Raw genomic sequence first — 16,456 nt, 5'->3', positions numbered from 1 at the left:
CGTATGTTGGCAGATATGTCGGTTGTTCGTTTTTTGTTCAATTTTGTGTGTTTTCAGCTGAAACCCCCGAAAAACCTGCATTTAATCAAAGTGCGAGGCGGATATTTATCCATTCATGTGGTAGTTTTGCGCGGTCTTGCGCCCCTCGTGTGCGCATTGCTGGCAGCATGCTGTCGTCGTGTCGAACCAAACGCCGATTTTCGTATCTACATACGCAATTGGCGCGGCCCTCCATTTCAAGGGGCTGGCCCGATAACGTCGTAGTCCGCTGCATAACCATCGAATTTGATAGGGAAGGAACACCACCATGGCATTGACCAAAGACCAACTGATTGCCGACATCGCCGAATCGATCGCCGCGCCAAAAGCCACCGCCAAGAACGCTCTGGAGCAACTGGGCCAGATCGTTGCCGACCAACTGGAAAACGGCGCTGAGATCACTCTGCCAGGCATCGGCAAGCTGAAAGTCTCCGAGCGTCCTGCCCGTACCGGCCGCAACCCTTCGACTGGCGCTGCCATCGAAATCGCTGCCAAGAAAGTCGTCAAGTTCGTTCCAGCCAAAGTGCTGACCGACGCTATCAACAAGTAATTGTTGTTTTGACGAAACCGCGCCCGGCTTGCCCGGGCGCGGTTTTTTCATGCCTGTGATTTACGCTGGGCGTGCCAGGCCTGGCGTGCGGCGTCGTCATGGAAGCTCCAGGCGACCATGCGGCTCTGTTTCTGCCCCTGGCCCATCTCGATGATGCGCACGGCCTTGGCGCCGGACTTCTTCAACGCGGCCTCGATGCCCGGCAGGTTGCTGGCCTTGGACACCAGGCTGGTGAACCACAGCACCCGTTCGGCGTACTGCACGCTTTCGCCAATCAACTGGGTGACAAAGCGGATTTCGCCACCTTCGCACCACAGTTCATTGTTCTGGCCACCGAAGTTCAGCACCGGCAGCTTGCGTTTGGGGTCCTGCTTGCCGAGGTTCTTCCATTTGCGCTGGCTGCCGCGGGTGGCTTCGTCGCGTGAGGCATGGAAGGGCGGGTTGCACAGGGTCAGGTCAAAGCGTTCGCCCTCCTGCAGCAGGCCGCTGAGGATGTGCGCTCGGTTGGCCTGCTGGCGCAGGGTAATGGCTTTGCCCAGGCCATTGGCCTGGACGATAGCCTTGGCCGAGGCCAGAGCCACGGGGTCGATGTCTGAACCGAGGAAGCGCCAGCGGTAGTCGCTGTGGCCCAGCAGTGCATAGATGCAGTTGGCCCCCACGCCGACGTCCAGCGCACGCACTTGGGCGCCCCTTGGGACGTCGCCAGCATTGTCATCGGCCAACAGGTCGGCGGCTACGTGGATGTAGTCGGCACGGCCAGGAATGGGCGGGCACAGGTAATCGGCTGGGATGTCCCAGTGCTGGATGCCGTACTGGGCCTTGAGCAGTGCACGGTTGAACACGCGGACGGCTTCGGGGTTGGCAAAGTCGATACTGGGCTTGCCGTGGGGGTTGGTGATGGTGAAGCGGGCCAGGTCAGGGTGGGCCTTGATCAGGCTGGGGAAGTCGTAGCGACCCTGGTGGCGGTTGCGCGGGTGCAGGGTGGGTTTGTTCGGGGTCATGGCAGTGTCCAGCCCTATACGAGCGGTGGCTTGAAGAACCTGGGGCTGCTACGCAGCCCTTTCGCGACACAAGGCCGCTCCCACAGGGTGGTGGCGCCTTGAAGGTTGGCGCCGTCCTGTGGGAGCGGCCTTGTGTCGCGAAAGGGCCGTGCAGCGGCCCCAACGGTCTCTCTAGTGATTACAGCGCTGAAATCCGCGCATGCTGCTCGGTGAAGTTGGCCAGGGCCTGTTCGGACTCGGCCAGCTTGGCGCGTTCCTTCTCGATCACCGCAGGCGGGGCCTTGTCGACGAAGGCTGCGTTGGACAGCTTGCCGCCAACACGTTGCACTTCACCTTGCAGACGCTGGATTTCCTTGTTCAGGCGCGCCAGCTCGGCATCCTTGTCGATCAGCCCGGCCATTGGCACCAGCACTTGCAGGTCACCGACCAGGGCGGTAGCGGACAGCGGCGCTTCGTCGGCATCACCCAGTACGGTGAACGACTCGACCTTGGCCAGCTTCTTCAGCAGCGCTTCGTTTTCCTGCAGGCGGCGCTGGTCGTCGGCATTGGCGTTCTTCAGGAACAGCGGCAGTGGCTTGCCGGGGCCGATGTTCATTTCGGCGCGGATATTACGCAGGCCGACCATCAACTCTTTCAGCCACTCGATGTCGCCTTCGGCGGCGGCGTCAATGCGCGCTTCGTTGGCCACTGGCCATGGCTGCAGCATGATGGTCTTGCCGTCGATGCCGGCCAGCGGCGCGATGCGCTGCCAGATTTCTTCGGTGATGAACGGCATGAACGGATGCGCAAGACGCAGTGCCACCTCCAGCACGCGCACCAAGGTGCGGCGGGTGCCACGGGCGCGCTCTACCGGGGCGTTTTCGTCCCACAGTACCGGTTTGGACAGCTCCAGGTACCAGTCGCAGTACTGGTTCCAGATGAACTCGTACAGCGCCTGGCTGGCCAGGTCGAAGCGGAACTGCTCCAGCTGGCGGGTTACTTCGGCTTCGGTACGCTGAAGTTGCGAGATGATCCAGCGGTCTGCCAGCGACAGCTCGTAGGCTTCGCCGTTCTGGCCGCAGTCTTCACCCTTGTCCAGCACGTAGCGGGCAGCGTTCCAGATCTTGTTGCAGAAGTTACGGTAGCCTTCGACGCGGCCCATGTCGAACTTGATGTCGCGGCCTGTCGAGGCCAGCGAACAGAAGGTGAAGCGCAGGGCGTCGGTGCCGTAGCTGGCAATACCTTCGGGGAACTCGGCCTTGGTCTGCTTGGCGATCTTCTCGGCAAGCTTGGGCTGCATCATGCCGCTGGTGCGTTTTTCCAGCAGGGCGTCGAGGGTGATGCCGTCGACGATGTCCAGCGGGTCCAGCACGTTGCCCTTGGACTTGGACATCTTCTGGCCCTGGCCGTCACGTACCAGGCCGTGCACGTACACGGTCTTGAACGGTACCTGCGGGGTGCCGTCTTCGTTCTTGATCAGGTGCATGGTCAGCATGATCATGCGCGCAACCCAGAAGAAGATGATGTCGAAGCCAGTCACCAGCACGTCGGTGGAGTGGAACTTCTTGAGGAATTCGGTCTGTTCCGGCCAGCCCAGGGTGGAGAATGTCCACAGGCCCGAGCTGAACCAGGTGTCGAGTACGTCGTCATCCTGACGCAGGACCACGTCGGCGCCCAGCTTGTGCTTGGCGCGCACTTCTTCCTCGTTGCGGCCAACGTAGACCTGGCCGGCCTCGTCGTACCACGCAGGAATGCGGTGGCCCCACCACAGTTGGCGGCTGATGCACCAGTCCTGGATATCGCGCATCCAGGAGAAGTACATGTTCTCGTATTGCTTGGGCACGAACTGGATGCGGCCATCTTCCACGGCGGCGATGGCAGGCTCTGCCAGCGGCTTGGTGGAAACGTACCACTGGTCGGTCAGCCAAGGCTCGATGACCGTGCCGGAGCGGTCGCCTTTCGGCACTTTCAGGGCGTGGTCGTCGATGCTGACCAGCAGGCCCTGGGCGTCCAGGTCGGCGACGATCTGCTTGCGCGCGACAAAGCGGTCAAGGTTGGCGTACTGGGCCGGCAGCTGGGTGTCGACCTGCTCGTTAACGCTGCCGTCGAGGTTGAAGGCCTGGGCGCTGGCCAGCACGAAGGCGTTCTTGTCGAAGATGTTCAGCAGCGGCAGGTTATGACGCTTGCCGACTTCGTAGTCGTTGAAGTCGTGGGCCGGGGTGATCTTCACGCAACCGGTACCGAACTCGGGGTCGCAGTAGTCATCGGCGATGATCGGGATGCGGCGGCCGACCAATGGCAGTTCGACGAATTTGCCGATCAGTGCCTGGTAGCGTTCGTCGTTCGGGTTGACTGCTACGGCAGCGTCACCCAGCAGGGTTTCCGGACGCGTGGTGGCAACTACCAGGTAGTCCTGGCCTTCGGCAGTCTTGGCGCCGTCGGCCAGTGGGTAGCGCAGGTTCCACAGGTGGCCTTTCTCGTCGTGGTTTTCCACTTCGAGGTCGGAGATGGCCGTGTGCAGCTTGGTGTCCCAGTTGACCAGGCGCTTGCCGCGGTAGATAAGGCCGTCTTCATGCAGGCGCACGAACGCTTCTTTAACCGCTTCGGAGAGGCCGTCGTCCATGGTGAAGCGCTCGCGGCTCCAGTCTACCGATGAGCCCAGGCGGCGAATCTGGCGGCTGATGTTGCCGCCGGACTGATCCTTCCATTCCCAGACTTTTTCCAGGAACTTTTCGCGGCCCAGGTCATGACGGTTCTGGCCTTTGGCTTCAAGTTGGCGCTCGACCAGCATCTGCGTGGCGATACCCGCGTGATCGGTACCCGGCTGCCACAGGGTGTCGCGGCCTTGCATACGGCGGAAACGGATCAGGGCGTCCATGATCGCGTTGTTGAACCCGTGGCCCATGTGCAGGCTGCCGGTTACGTTCGGCGGCGGGATCATGATGGTGTAGGACTCGCCTGCACCTTGTGGAGCGAAATAGTTCTCGGACTCCCAGGTGTTGTACCAGGAAGTTTCGATTGCGTGCGGCTGGTAGGTCTTATCCATGCGCGGCGGGACCCTGTGCATTTATTCGGGAAAGCCGGGAAGTATAACCAAGCTGGGGGCCGCAGGCGACAAGCTGCTGACAACTGTCGGAACAGAGTCGCCTGCTTCGCGGGCAAGTCCGCTCCCACGGGCAAAGCGCAGGCTCAGAGCCTGTGGGAGCGGGCTTGCCCGCGAAGCAGGCGACACCGTTGCCCGGTTCTACTCGGAACGCTTGATCAGCCGCTCGATCCGCGCATCCAGCCGGCGCTTGATTTCGTTCTCGATATGCGGGGTAAAGTCGTTGATCACGTCCTGCATGATCATCTGCGCTGCGGCGCGCAGCTCGCTTTCCAGGTGCAGCAGGGTGTCCTGGCGGCGGGTCTGCGGGTCGTCCTCGGGTTCGGCAGCTACAGGTTCGGCGGGCGCCGCGGGGTCGCTGGCGGCTTCGTCCAGCAGCAACGGAATCTGCTCTACCGTCTCGGTGAGCAGCGGCGGTTGCAGGTCGGCGTCGCCAAGCAGCTGACGGATCGACTCGAGGTCATCGAGCAGATGGGCGGAATCGGGCAAAGGGGAGGGCTTGTCCATCGTCGTCAAAGTCGCTGTAAGCGGTGGTCTTGCAGAGCATAGCCCTGTTCACGGTAGAAACGGAATCGCTCACGGGCTGATTGGCGGATAGCCGGCTCTTCAACAACGATTTCGGCCACCCGCTCGAACTGCCCGACAAAGCCCGGCACGCTGGCGCCGAGGTTGATCAGCAGGCCGTGGTGCTCGCCGGCGTTGTCAGCCAGGCCCAGAACCACGTCAGCATCGGCATGCACCTCGGCGAGGTCGTGGGGCACGAAGGCCTCGCCCTTGAAGCGCCACAAGCGTTGGTCCAGTTCACTGCGCTGTTCTGCATCCTGGCAGTGCAAATAGACCTGGTGGCCAAGGCGCCAGGCCTTCTCGCACAGCTTGCAGGCGAAATCGAGCCGCGCCGACAGCGAGTCGGTGGGCAGAATGTAGAAGTCGACTTTGCTCATGGTGGGAATCGCCGGCCGGTGGCGCGCAAGGCACCACCGGCTTCACGGCTTCAGGCGCCAGCGCGGTCCAGCAGGTACTGGGTCAACAGAGGTACCGGGCGGCCAGTGGCGCCCTTGTCCTTGCCGCCACTGACCCAGGCGGTGCCGGCGATGTCCATGTGCGCCCAGTTGTAGGCTTTGGCGAAGCGCGACAGGAAGCAACCCGCGGTGATCGTACCGGCCTTCGGCCCACCGATGTTGCCCATGTCGGCGAACGGGCTGTCCAGCTGCTCCTGGTATTCATCGAACAGCGGCAGCTGCCAGGCACGGTCGTCGGCGCGCTTGCCGGCATCGAGCAACTGCCCGACCAGGTCGTCGTTATTGCCCATCAGGCCGGAGGTGTGGCTGCCCAGGGCGACGATGCAGGCGCCGGTCAGGGTGGCGATGTCGATCACCGCCTGCGGCTTGAAGCGCTCGGCGTAGGTCAGGGTGTCGCACAGCACCAGGCGGCCTTCAGCGTCGGTGTTGAGGATTTCCACGGTCTGACCGCTCATGGTGGTGACGATGTCACCTGGGCGGGTGGCGCCGCCGCTTGGCATGTTCTCGGCGCAGGCCAGCAGGCACACCAGGTTGATCGGCAGTTGCAGCTCGAGCACTGCACGCAGGGTGCCGAACACGCTGGCGGCGCCGCACATGTCGTACTTCATTTCATCCATGCCGGCGCCTGGCTTGAGGCTGATGCCGCCGGTGTCGAAGGTAATGCCTTTACCCACCAGCACGAATGGCTTGTCGGCCTTTTTGCCGCCCTGGTAATTGAGCACGATCAGGCGTGGCGGCTGGTCGCTGCCCTGGCCCACGGCGTAGAACGCGCCCATGCCCAGGTCCTTGATCTTTTTCTCGTCCAGCACTTCAACCTTGAGGGCCTTGTGCGCCTTGCCCAGTTCCTTGGCCTGTTCGGCCAGGAAGCTTGGGTGGCAAAGGTTGGGTGGCAGGTTGCCGAGGTCACGGGTGAAGGCCATGCCGCTGGCGATGGCGCTGGCATGCTTGACCGCACGCTCGACTTCGGCCTGGCCGGCTTTGTCGGCCAGCAGGGTGACCTTTTTCAGCGCACGCGGCTCGGCTTTCTGGCTTTTGAAACGGTCGAACACATATTCGCCGTCCAGCAGGGTTTCGGCCAGCAGGCGGTATTTGCCGTAATGGGCGTCGCGGTTGCTGACCGCGATATCGTCCAGGGCCAGTACTGCGTCAGCGCCGTTCAGGCCCTTGAGCACGCCAGCGACACTGGCCACCAGTTTGCGCCAGGCGCGGTCGCCCAAGGCTTCTTCCTTGCCGCTACCCACCAGCAGCACGCGCTCGGCCTTCAGGCCCGGGAGGTTCTGTAGCAGCAGGGTCTGGCCCGGCTTGCCGGCCAGGTCGCCGCGCTTGAGCACGGCGCTGATGGCGCCTTCGCTGGCCTGGTCGACAGCCTTGGCAACAGCGCCGAGCTTGCGGTTTTCACCTACCGGAAGGACCAGTGTGGCGGTTTTTACGGATGCAGCAGCTACGCTTTTTACAACCAGTTCCATGTCAGGATCCCCGAATGATCGATACGAATGGCGCTGTGTGTTCCAGCGCTCTGGACGGGCCTGGCCGCGTCGTCGCGCACCAGCGGAAAAGCTGCCAGTTTGAGCCTGTGGCAAGCGTGCTGACAACCCCGTTGTGCACCTTCGTACGCGGCCAAGTGACAGGGGCGGTCAATCACAGGATAATGCGCGCACTTTACATGGAGGTTCGCCTTTGGCGAACCGGCATTGGTCTTGGATGTACTAAGTCATTGTTTGGCGCCATTGCATGGCAGTCCGCCCTGACAACCCAGGAGTGTCTGGTTTGATCGTCTTTCGTTATCTGTCCCGCGAGGTCCTGGTCACCTTGAGCGCCGTCAGCGCTGTGCTGTTGGTGATCATCATGAGCGGGCGCTTCATCAAGTACCTGGCCCAGGCTGCCCAGGGCGTGCTCGACCCTGGCGTGTTGTTCCTGATCATGGGCTTCCGCTTGCCAGGCTTCCTGCAACTGATCCTGCCTCTGGGGCTGTTCCTCGGCATCCTCCTGGCTTACGGGCGCCTGTACCTGGAGAGTGAGATGACCGTGCTGTCGGCCACTGGCATGAGCCAGCAGCGCCTGCTGGGCATGACCATGGCGCCGGCTGCCCTGGTTGCCCTGCTGGTGGCCTGGCTGAGCCTGAGCCTGGCCCCGCTGGGCGTGGCCCAGGTGCAGCAGATCATCAGCCAGCAGGATGCCCTGACCGAGTTCGACACCTTGGTGCCGGGCCGCTTCCAGACATTGCGTGATGGCTCGCGGGTAACCTATACCGAGCAACTGTCGGATGACCGCATCAACCTGGGCGGGGTGTTCATCTCCGAGAAGCGCTTCAACCAGGACAAGACCAAGGACCGCGCCCCCTCGGTGCTGGTCGCCGAGAAAGGCCACCAGGAAATCCAGGCCGACGGCAACCGCTATCTGGTGCTGGAAAACGGTTACCGCTACGACGGCAACCCGGGCCAGGCCGACTACCGCGCCATCAAATATGACACCTACGGCGTGCTGCTGCCCAAGCCGGAAGTCGCCGAGGAAGTGACCGAGCGCGAAGCGCTTCCCACCTCCGAACTGATCGGCAAGGAGGGCCTGCGTGAGCGCGCCGAGCTGCAATGGCGGTTGTCGCTGCCGATCCTGGTGTTCGTCGTCACCCTGCTGGCGGTGCCGCTGTCGCGGGTCAACCCGCGCCAGGGCCGTTTCCTCAAGCTGCTGCCGGCAATTCTTCTGTACATGGCCTACCTGACAATGCTGATTTCCGTACGCGGCGCCCTCGAGAAGGGCAAACTGCCGATCGCCCTGGGCATGTGGTGGGTACACGGTCTGTTCCTGCTGATCGGCCTTGGCCTGATGTACTGGGAGCCGCTGCGCCTCAAACGCGCCGCCCGCCGTGCGGAGGTGGCCCATGGCTAAGCTCGATCGCTACATCGGCCAGAGCGTGCTGCTGGCCATCCTGGCCGTGCTGGGGATCATCCTCGGCCTGGCTTCGCTTTTCGCCTTCATCGATGAGATGGGCGACCTGAGTGACACCTACACGGTGCTGGAGGCAGGCAACTTTGTCCTGCTTACCGCACCTCGGCGGCTGTATGAAATGCTGCCAATGGCCGCCCTGATCGGTTGCCTGATCGGCCTGGGCAGTCTGGCCAGCAGCAGCGAGCTGACCATCATGCGTGCGGCCGGCGTGTCCATCGGTCGTATCGTCTGGGCGGTGATGAAACCCATGCTGGTGCTGATGCTGGTGGGGCTGCTGATTGGCGAATATGTGGCACCGGTGACCGAGAACAAGGCTCAGGCCGACCGTTCCCTGGCCCAAGGTGGTGGTGAAGCACAAAGTTCCAAACGTGGCATGTGGCACCGCCAGGGCGAGGAGTATGTGCACATCAACGCCGTACAGCCCAATGGCCTGCTGCTGGGCGTGACCCGCTACCGCTTCGACAGCGAGCGCAAGATTGTCACCTCGAGCTTTGCCCGCCGTGCGCAGTACCAGAACGACCACTGGCTGCTCGCTGATGTGCGTACCACCTATTTCCGTGGCGACCACACCGAGGTGGTCAACGCGCCGGAGGAGCGCTGGGATGTTTCGCTCACCCCAGAACTGCTCAATACCGTGATCCTCGCGCCGGAGTCGCTTTCGATTACCGGCTTGTGGGACTACATCCACTACCTGTCTGACCAGGGCCTGAACAACTCCCGATATTGGCTGGCATTCTGGACCAAGGTGCTGCAGCCGATGGTAACGGCGGCCCTGGTGCTGATGGCGATTTCGTTCATCTTTGGCCCGCTGCGTTCGGTTACCCTTGGTCAGCGCGTGTTCACGGGTGTGCTGGTGGGCTTCGTGTTTCGCATTGGCCAGGACCTGCTCGGGCCTTCGAGCCAGGTATTCGGCTTCCCACCGCTGCTGGCGGTGGTGATACCGGCGGGCATCTGTGCCTTGGCCGGTGTGTGGTTGTTGCGCCGGGCAGGGTAATAGCCAGAGCTGCACAAGAAAGCCGACCTCAGGGTCGGCTTTTTCATGGCTGTTTATCTGGCCCGGCCCGTTCGCGGGTAAACCCGCGCCTACAAGTATCGCGCGGGCGTCAGGAAAGGGCCCGAACCGGCAACGCCAATCCTCTGGCTCATTTCTTCTGTTTAGGTACCCGCACCAACTGGCTTTCCGAATAGATGTCATGCCAACCACGCTTGCGCTTGTCGATCAGCACCCAGAAAAAACCCAGCCCCAGGCACAGCCACGAGGCAATCGACACGACGAACCGCAAGAGCGCCTGCCACAGGCTGATGGCCGAGCCATCGGCATTCTGCACCCGAACGCCCCATACCTGCATACCCAGCGTCTGCCCACCGTGGGTCCAGAACTTGGCAAAGAAGCCGAACAGGGCAAACAGCAGTACCGTAGACAGCAATGGGTCGCCATCCAGTGCACCGGCCTCGGTCAGCTCGCGCATACGTGCTTCGCCGATGATCGACATCTGAATCATCTTGTAGGCGCCGGCGGTCACGATCAGCAGCGCGGTGCACAGTAGAAAGTCATAGAACATCGCTGCCAGGCGCCGGCCCAGGCCGACCGGCGGAAAATCACCCTGGGGTGTGAGCAGAGGCTTGGACATGCAGGACAGCTCCAGAAGACGAGCCTGCTATTCTACGGGCAAAAAAAAACCCCTGCACTTGGCAGGGGCTTTTCAAAGTCTGGCGCTGGATCAGACAGGTTGAACCTTGTCAGCCTGCATGCCTTTCTGGCCCTGAACTGCTTCAAAGGTAACCTTCTGGCCTTCTTTCAGGCTTTTGAAGCCGCTACCTTCGATAGCGCGGAAGTGCACGAACAGATCCGGACCGCTTTCTGGGGTGATGAAGCCGTAACCTTTTTCGTCATTGAACCACTTGACGGTACCGTTCTGACGCTCAGCCATTGTCTTATTTCCTATGAAGCTTAAATTTTGATGACAGTTTCTTTCGCACTTTTTTGTAAGCGAAAGATTACTGGGCTGGGTTGCAGGAAGTAAGAGACGTCGAACGGGTTGTAGCAAATCTCGGCTACTGGCCCAGGTCACGAACTGTTGCGACCCATGCAAACACAGTGCAGTGACTCTACGCCAACTCCCGAGCGAAAAACAAGCCCTTGGTCGTATGGAAAACTGGCCGCTTGCCGATAACCGACCGATTTGTCGGAAACGGCATGGCGCCTGGCCTGGCGCCATGTTCAAAAGTTATTGGGCAGGTTCGAAAACGAATATGTCGACGCTGCCCAAAACCTTCACAAAGCTGTTTCAGCCACGGTAGTAACGTGGTGTCACGAAAGGCATTTTGCTGACTTTCAAGGCCACCTTCTTTCCACGCACCACGGCAAACAGTGCGGTGTCGAGTGCAGCATGTTCACTATCGATATAACCCATTGCGACAGGTGCGGCGAGTGTCGGGCCAAAGCCCCCGCTGCACACTTTGCCTACCGCTTTATCGTTTGCGTCGACAATGTCCGCACCTTCACGAACAGGCGTACGCTCCTGCGGCAACAGGCCGACACGTTTGCGCGCAACACCATCGCGCACGTGGGCGAAGATCGTCTCGGCACCCGGGAAGCCGGCAGCGCGTGCACCCTCGGCACGGCGCACCTTGGAAATTGCCCACAGCAGGCTGGCTTCGATCGGCGTAGTCTCGCTGTTCATGTCGTGGCCATACAGGCACAGGCCAGCTTCCAGGCGCAGCGAGTCGCGTGCGCCCAAGCCGATCGGCTGTACTTCCGGCTCGGCCAGCAGGCGGCGAGCCAGGGCGTCGGCAGCGTTGACCGGTACCGAGATCTCGTAGCCGTCTTCGCCGGTGTAGCCCGAGCGGCTGACGAAGCAGTCCACACCCAGCAGTGTTACTCGGCGGAACTGCATGAAGGTCATGCCGGCCACTTCTGGAGCCAGGCGTTCCAGCACCTTGACTGCAGCCGGGCCTTGCAGGGCGAGCAGGGCACGCTCCTCGAACAGCGGCTGCACCTCGCAACGGTTGCCAATGTGGGATTGCAGGTGAGCCAGGTCCTGCTCCTTGCAGGCGGCGTTGACTACCAGGAACAGGGTGTCCTCGCCCAGGTTGGCCACCATCAGGTCGTCGAGAATGCCGCCTTGCTCATTGGTGAACATGGCATAACGCTGCATGCCCACCGGCAGGTCGATGATGTCCACCGGTACCAGGCTTTCCAGCGCCTTGGCGGCGTCAGCGCCACGCAGAACGATCTGGCCCATGTGCGAGACGTCGAACAGGCCGGCCTGTTCGCGGGTGTGCAGGTGTTCCTTGAGCACGCCCAGCGGGTACTGCACCGGCATGTCGTAGCCGGCGAACGGCACCATGCGTGCACCCAGTTCCAGGTGCAAGGCATGCAGTGGGGTCTTGAGCAGTGTTTCGGACATCGATGACTCCTTGCTGTCATTGTTGGGTCAACATTCGATGATGTTGACGGCCAGGCCGCCACGGGCGGTCTCTTTGTATTTGCTTTTCATGTCGGCGCCGGTCTGGCGCATGGTGCGGATGACCTTGTCCAGCGACACGTAGTGCTGCCCGTCGCCGCGCAGGGCCATGCGTACCGCGTTGATGGCCTTCACCGAGCCCATGGCATTGCGCTCGATACAGGGCACCTGTACGAGGCCGCCGATCGGGTCGCAGGTCAGGCCCAGGTTGTGTTCCATGCCTATTTCGGCTGCGTTCTCCACCTGCTGCACGCTACCGCCCATCACTTCGCACAGCGCACCGGCGGCCATCGAACAGGCAACGCCGACCTCGCCCTGGCAGCCCACTTCGGCCCCGGAGATGGAGGCGTTTTCCTTGTACAGGATGCCGATGGCTGCGGCGGTGAGCAGAAAGCGCACCACCCCGTCCTCGCTGGCACCGGGGACGAAGCGCATGTAGTAGTGAAGGACTGCCGGGACGATGCCCGCTGCACCATTGGTAGGGGCGGTGACCACACGACCGCCGTAGGCGTTTTCCTCGTTCACCGCCAAGGCGTAGAGGTTGACCCAGTCGAGCACTGACAGGGCATCACGCAGGCTGGCTTCCGGGTGGCCGCTCAGTTGGCGGTACAGGGCCGGCGCGCGGCGTTTGACCTTGAGCCCTCCCGGTAATATGCCCTCATGCTGGCAACCTGCCGCGACGCAATCTTGCATCACCTGCCAGATGCGCAGCAGCCCGGCTCGGGTTTCTGCTTCAGGGCGCCAGGCGGTCTCGTTGGCCAGCATGACCTGGCTCACCGACAGGTCATGCGCGGTGCAGTGGCCGAGGAGCGCCTTGGCGGTCTTGAACGGATAGGCCAGCACCGTGGTGTCTTCGACGATGCGGTCATGGCCGGCAGCGTCCTCGTCGACCACGAAACCACCGCCTACCGAGTAATACTCGCGGCTTCGGATTTGCAGGCCTGCGTCGTCGAAGGCGCGAAATATCATGCCGTTGGGGTGGTAGTCCAACGGCTTGCGGATCATCGCCAGGTGCTGCTTTTCGATAAACGCAATGCTGTGTTCGCCCAGCAGGTTGATGCGTCCGCTGTCGCGGATGACCTGCAGGCGGGCGGGAATGCTGTCGGTGTCGATAATGTCCGGGTGTTCGCCTTCAAGGCCCAGCAGCACGGCTTTGTCACTGCCGTGGCCTTTGCCTGTGGCGCCCAGTGAGCCATACAGCTCGGCTTTGACGCTGGCAGTGCGGGCCAGCAGGCCGTCACGGCGCAGCCCTTCGGCAAACCGCGCAGCGGCGCGCATCGGGCCGACCGTGTGGGAGCTGGAGGGGCCGATGCCGATCTTGAACAGGTCGAAGACGCTCAGTGACATGTTGACCTCCTGCCAGTTTGTTGGGCGGACGTTGAGCCCTGTAGGCGCGGGTTTATCCGCGAATGCGGTGGTATTGCCACCCTCGCATTCGCGGGTAGACCCGCGCCTACACAGAGCCCGCCACTCAAGCCAGGTGGCGGGGAGGGGCTATCAGGCGTCCTGATAGCTCTCGATCGACGGGCAGGCGCACACCAGGTTGCGGTCGCCGAACACGTTGTCGACCCGGCCGACCGGCGGCCAGTACTTGCCTTCCACCAGGCTCGCCAGGGGGTATACCGCCTGCTCGCGGCTGTAGCCATGGGTCCATTCGCCAACCAGCTCAGCCGCAGTGTGCGGTGCGTTTTTCAGCGGGTTGTCGTCCTTGTCCAGGCTACCGTCCTCCACCGCGCGGATTTCTTCGCGGATCTGGATCATCGCGTTGCAGAAGCGGTCCAGTTCTTCTTTGGACTCGCTTTCGGTCGGTTCGATCATCAGCGTGCCAGCCACCGGGAAGGACATGGTCGGGGCGTGGAAGCCAAAGTCGATCAACCGCTTGGCCACGTCGTCGACACTGATGCCGCTGGTGTCCTTCAGTGGGCGCAGGTCGAGAATGCACTCGTGAGCCACCAGGCCGTTACCGCCGGTATACAGAACAGGATAGTGCTCTTCCAGGCGGCGGGCGATGTAGTTGGCGTTGAGGATTGCCATCTGCGAGGCACGTTTGAGGCCGGCACCGCCCATCATGCGGATATACATCCATGTGATGGGCAGGATGCTGGCGCTACCGAACGGCGCAGCGCATACCGCGCCTTGGGTGTTTTCCAGCTGTGCATGGCCTGGCAGGAACGGCGCCAGGTGCGACTTGACGCCAATCGGGCCTACGCCCGGGCCACCACCACCGTGCGGGATGCAGAAGGTCTTGTGCAGGTTCAGGTGGGAAACGTCGCCGCCGAACTTGCCGGGTGCGCACAGTCCGACCATGGCGTTCATGTTGGCGCCGTCGATGTACACCTGGCCACCGTTGTCGTGGATGATCGCGCAGATTTCGCCGATCGCTTCCTCGAACACGCCGTGGGTCGACGGGTAGGTGATCATGATTGCGGCCAGGCGCTCGCGGTGCTCGATGGCTTTGGCGCGCAGGTCCTCGACATCGACGTTGCCACGGGCGTCACAGGCGGTAACCACGACACGCATGCCAGCCATGTGTGCGGTGGCCGGGTTGGTGCCATGGGCCGACGACGGGATCAGGCAGATATCGCGGTGGCCTTCACCCCGGCTGCGGTGGTAGGCGCGGATCGCCAACAGCCCGGCGTATTCGCCCTGCGAGCCGGCGTTGGGCTGCAGCGACACGGCATCATAGCCAGTGGCCGCGCACAGCATGGCCTCCAGTTCGGTGGTCATCTGCAGGTAGCCCTGGCTCTGCTCGGCCGGGGCGAATGGGTGCAGGTTGCCGAACTCGGCCCAGGTGACCGGGATCATCTCGCTGGCGGCGTTCAGCTTCATGGTGCACGAGCCCAGCGGAATCATGCTGCGGTCCAGCGCCAGGTCCTTGTCGGCCAGGCGGCGCAGGTAGCGCATCAGCTCGGTTTCGCTGTGGTAGCGGTTGAATACCGGGTGTTCGAGGATGGCCGACTGGCGCAGCAGGGCGGCAGGCAGCAGGGAACCGGTGCTGGCGGCCAGTGCGGTGAAGTCAGGCTGTGCCTGCTCGCCCCCCAACAGCTGCCACAGCGATTCGACGTCAGCCTGAGTGCTGGTTTCGTCCAGAGACAGGCCCACATGGGCGGCATCGATCTGGCGCAGGTTGATGCCCTGGGCGCGTGCCTTGTCATGCAGGCTGGCGGTGGCAGTGCCGGTGGCCAGGGTCAGGGTATCGAAGGCGCTGGCGCCCACCACTTGTACGCCCAGCGCCTTCAGGCCGGCGGCGAGGATCGCGGTCAGGGCATGGGTGCGCTCGGCAATGCGCTTGAGGCCGGCAGGACCGTGGTACACGGCGAACATGCTGGCGATGTTGGCCAGCAGCACCTGGGCGGTGCAGATGTTGCTGGTGGCCTTTTCGCGGCGGATGTGCTGCTCGCGGGTCTGCATGGCCAGACGCAGGGCGGTTTTGCCGAAGCGGTCGATCGACACGCCGACCAAGCGGCCAGGCATGTCGCGCTTGAACGCGTCGCGGGTGGCGAAGTAAGCCGCGTGCGGGCCACCGAAGCCCAGTGGCACGCCGAAGCGCTGGGCGCTGCCGATGGCTACATCGGCGTCGAATTCGCCCGGTGGGGTCAGCAGGGTCAGGGCCAGCAGGTCTGCCGCTACGGCGACCAGGGCGTTGGCCGCGTGGAAGCGCTGCACGACCTCGCGGTAGTCGAACACTTCACCGTTGCTGGCCGGGTATTGCAGCAGGGCCCCGAAGAAGGCGCTGACATCGCCCAGCTCGCGTTCGTCGCCAACCACAACCTCGATACCCAGCGGCTCGGCACGGGTGCGCAGCACGTCGAGGGTTTGCGGGTGACAGTGCACGGAGGCGAAGAAGGCATGGCTGGATTTGTTCTTCGACAGGCGCTTGCAGAAGGTCATGGCCTCGGCCGCAGCCGTGGCTTCGTCGAGCAAGGAGGCGTTGGCGATCGGCAGGCCGGTGAGGTCGCTGATCAGGGTCTGGAAGTTCAGCAGCGCTTCCAGGCGGCCTTGGGAAATTTCTGGCTGATACGGGGTGTAGGCGGTGTACCAGGCCGGGTTTTCCAGCAGGTTGCGCAGGATCGGTGCCGGGGTGTGGGTGTTGTAGTAGCCCTGGCCGATGTAGCTTTTGAACAGCTGGTTCTTGCTGGCGATGGCCTTGAGTGCGGCGAGTGCGTCGGCCTCGCTCTGGCCGTCGTGCGAGCCAAGCACGCTGGTGCCTTTGATGCTGTCGGGGATGACCGCAGCGGTCATGGCGTCCAGCGAGTCGAAGCCCAGTGCAGTGAGCATGGCCTGTTCGTCAGCGGCGCGCGGGCCTATGTGACGGGCGATGAATTCGTTGGCGGTGCCGAGGTTGATGGTCATGG

At 62.6% G+C, this 16,456-nt stretch carries 13 protein-coding genes; 3 read left to right on the top strand and 10 right to left on the bottom strand.

Translation table 11 applies throughout. The features are described from left to right. The first annotated feature begins 307 nt into the window (after window positions 1–307). Window positions 308–589 carry an HU family DNA-binding protein gene (locus tag AA098_RS22555; RefSeq protein ID WP_003255106.1) on the top strand — a complete coding sequence of 94 codons (282 nt, stop codon included), beginning with the start codon at window positions 308–310 and terminating at the stop codon, window positions 587–589. 47 nt (window positions 590–636) lie between these two features. Here AA098_RS22555 and rlmF read toward each other — a convergent pair whose 3' ends face one another. The 5 genes from rlmF to AA098_RS22530 form a co-directional block, all read right to left on the bottom strand. After that, window positions 637–1,590: a 23S rRNA (adenine(1618)-N(6))-methyltransferase RlmF gene (rlmF, locus tag AA098_RS22550; RefSeq protein WP_064615019.1), complete on the bottom strand. Its 954-nt coding sequence runs from the start codon at window positions 1,588–1,590 to the stop codon at window positions 637–639. 178 nt (window positions 1,591–1,768) lie between these two features. Further along, window positions 1,769–4,615: a valine--tRNA ligase gene (locus AA098_RS22545; protein WP_064615018.1), complete on the bottom strand. Its 2,847-nt coding sequence runs from the start codon at window positions 4,613–4,615 to the stop codon at window positions 1,769–1,771. A 198-nt stretch (window positions 4,616–4,813) separates the two neighbouring features. Continuing rightward, window positions 4,814–5,179: a hypothetical protein gene (locus AA098_RS22540; RefSeq protein ID WP_003255102.1), complete on the bottom strand. Its 366-nt coding sequence runs from the start codon at window positions 5,177–5,179 to the stop codon at window positions 4,814–4,816. A 5-nt stretch (window positions 5,180–5,184) separates the two neighbouring features. Next, window positions 5,185–5,613: a DNA polymerase III subunit chi gene (locus AA098_RS22535; protein ID WP_004575657.1), complete on the bottom strand. Its 429-nt coding sequence runs from the start codon at window positions 5,611–5,613 to the stop codon at window positions 5,185–5,187. A gap of 50 nt (window positions 5,614–5,663) precedes the next feature. Continuing rightward, complete coding sequence (locus AA098_RS22530; RefSeq protein ID WP_004575656.1) at window positions 5,664–7,157, bottom strand: leucyl aminopeptidase; 1,494 nt, start codon at window positions 7,155–7,157, stop codon at window positions 5,664–5,666. Window positions 7,158–7,458: 301 nt separating this feature from the next. Here AA098_RS22530 and lptF point away from each other — a divergent pair, with 301 nt between their 5' ends. Then, window positions 7,459–8,574: an LPS export ABC transporter permease LptF gene (gene lptF, locus AA098_RS22520; protein ID WP_004575655.1), complete on the top strand. Its 1,116-nt coding sequence runs from the start codon at window positions 7,459–7,461 to the stop codon at window positions 8,572–8,574. Then, window positions 8,567–9,628: an LPS export ABC transporter permease LptG gene (gene lptG / locus AA098_RS22515; protein ID WP_003255095.1), complete on the top strand. Its 1,062-nt coding sequence runs from the start codon at window positions 8,567–8,569 to the stop codon at window positions 9,626–9,628. Before lptF ends, lptG begins: the two co-directional genes overlap by 8 nt. 148 nt (window positions 9,629–9,776) lie before the next feature. On the opposite strand, the gene AA098_RS22510 is transcribed toward lptG, so the two are convergent. The 5 genes from AA098_RS22510 to gcvP form a co-directional block, all read right to left on the bottom strand. Beyond that, window positions 9,777–10,265, bottom strand: a complete 489-nt coding sequence (locus tag AA098_RS22510; protein ID WP_003255094.1) for an RDD family protein — start codon at window positions 10,263–10,265, stop codon at window positions 9,777–9,779. Window positions 10,266–10,355: 90 nt separating this feature from the next. Further along, complete coding sequence (locus AA098_RS22505; protein WP_003255093.1) at window positions 10,356–10,565, bottom strand: cold-shock protein; 210 nt, start codon at window positions 10,563–10,565, stop codon at window positions 10,356–10,358. Between the two features lie 357 nt (window positions 10,566–10,922). Further along, window positions 10,923–12,044, bottom strand: coding sequence for a glycine cleavage system aminomethyltransferase GcvT (gcvT, locus tag AA098_RS22500; protein WP_060546320.1), 1,122 nt, complete (start codon window positions 12,042–12,044; stop codon window positions 10,923–10,925). 27 nt (window positions 12,045–12,071) lie between these two features. Then, window positions 12,072–13,448, bottom strand: coding sequence for an L-serine ammonia-lyase (locus tag AA098_RS22495; protein ID WP_004575653.1), 1,377 nt, complete (start codon window positions 13,446–13,448; stop codon window positions 12,072–12,074). A gap of 150 nt (window positions 13,449–13,598) precedes the next feature. Continuing rightward, window positions 13,599–16,454: an aminomethyl-transferring glycine dehydrogenase gene (gene gcvP / locus AA098_RS22490; RefSeq protein WP_060546319.1), complete on the bottom strand. Its 2,856-nt coding sequence runs from the start codon at window positions 16,452–16,454 to the stop codon at window positions 13,599–13,601. Window positions 16,455–16,456: the final 2 nt, after the last annotated feature.

It is taken from the genome of Pseudomonas sp. JY-Q, from assembly GCF_001655295.1.
Classification (GTDB): domain Bacteria; phylum Pseudomonadota; class Gammaproteobacteria; order Pseudomonadales; family Pseudomonadaceae; genus Aquipseudomonas; species Aquipseudomonas alloputida.
Note: the sequence above shows the minus strand (reverse complement) of the source record. Positions and strands in the feature narration are given on the sequence as shown.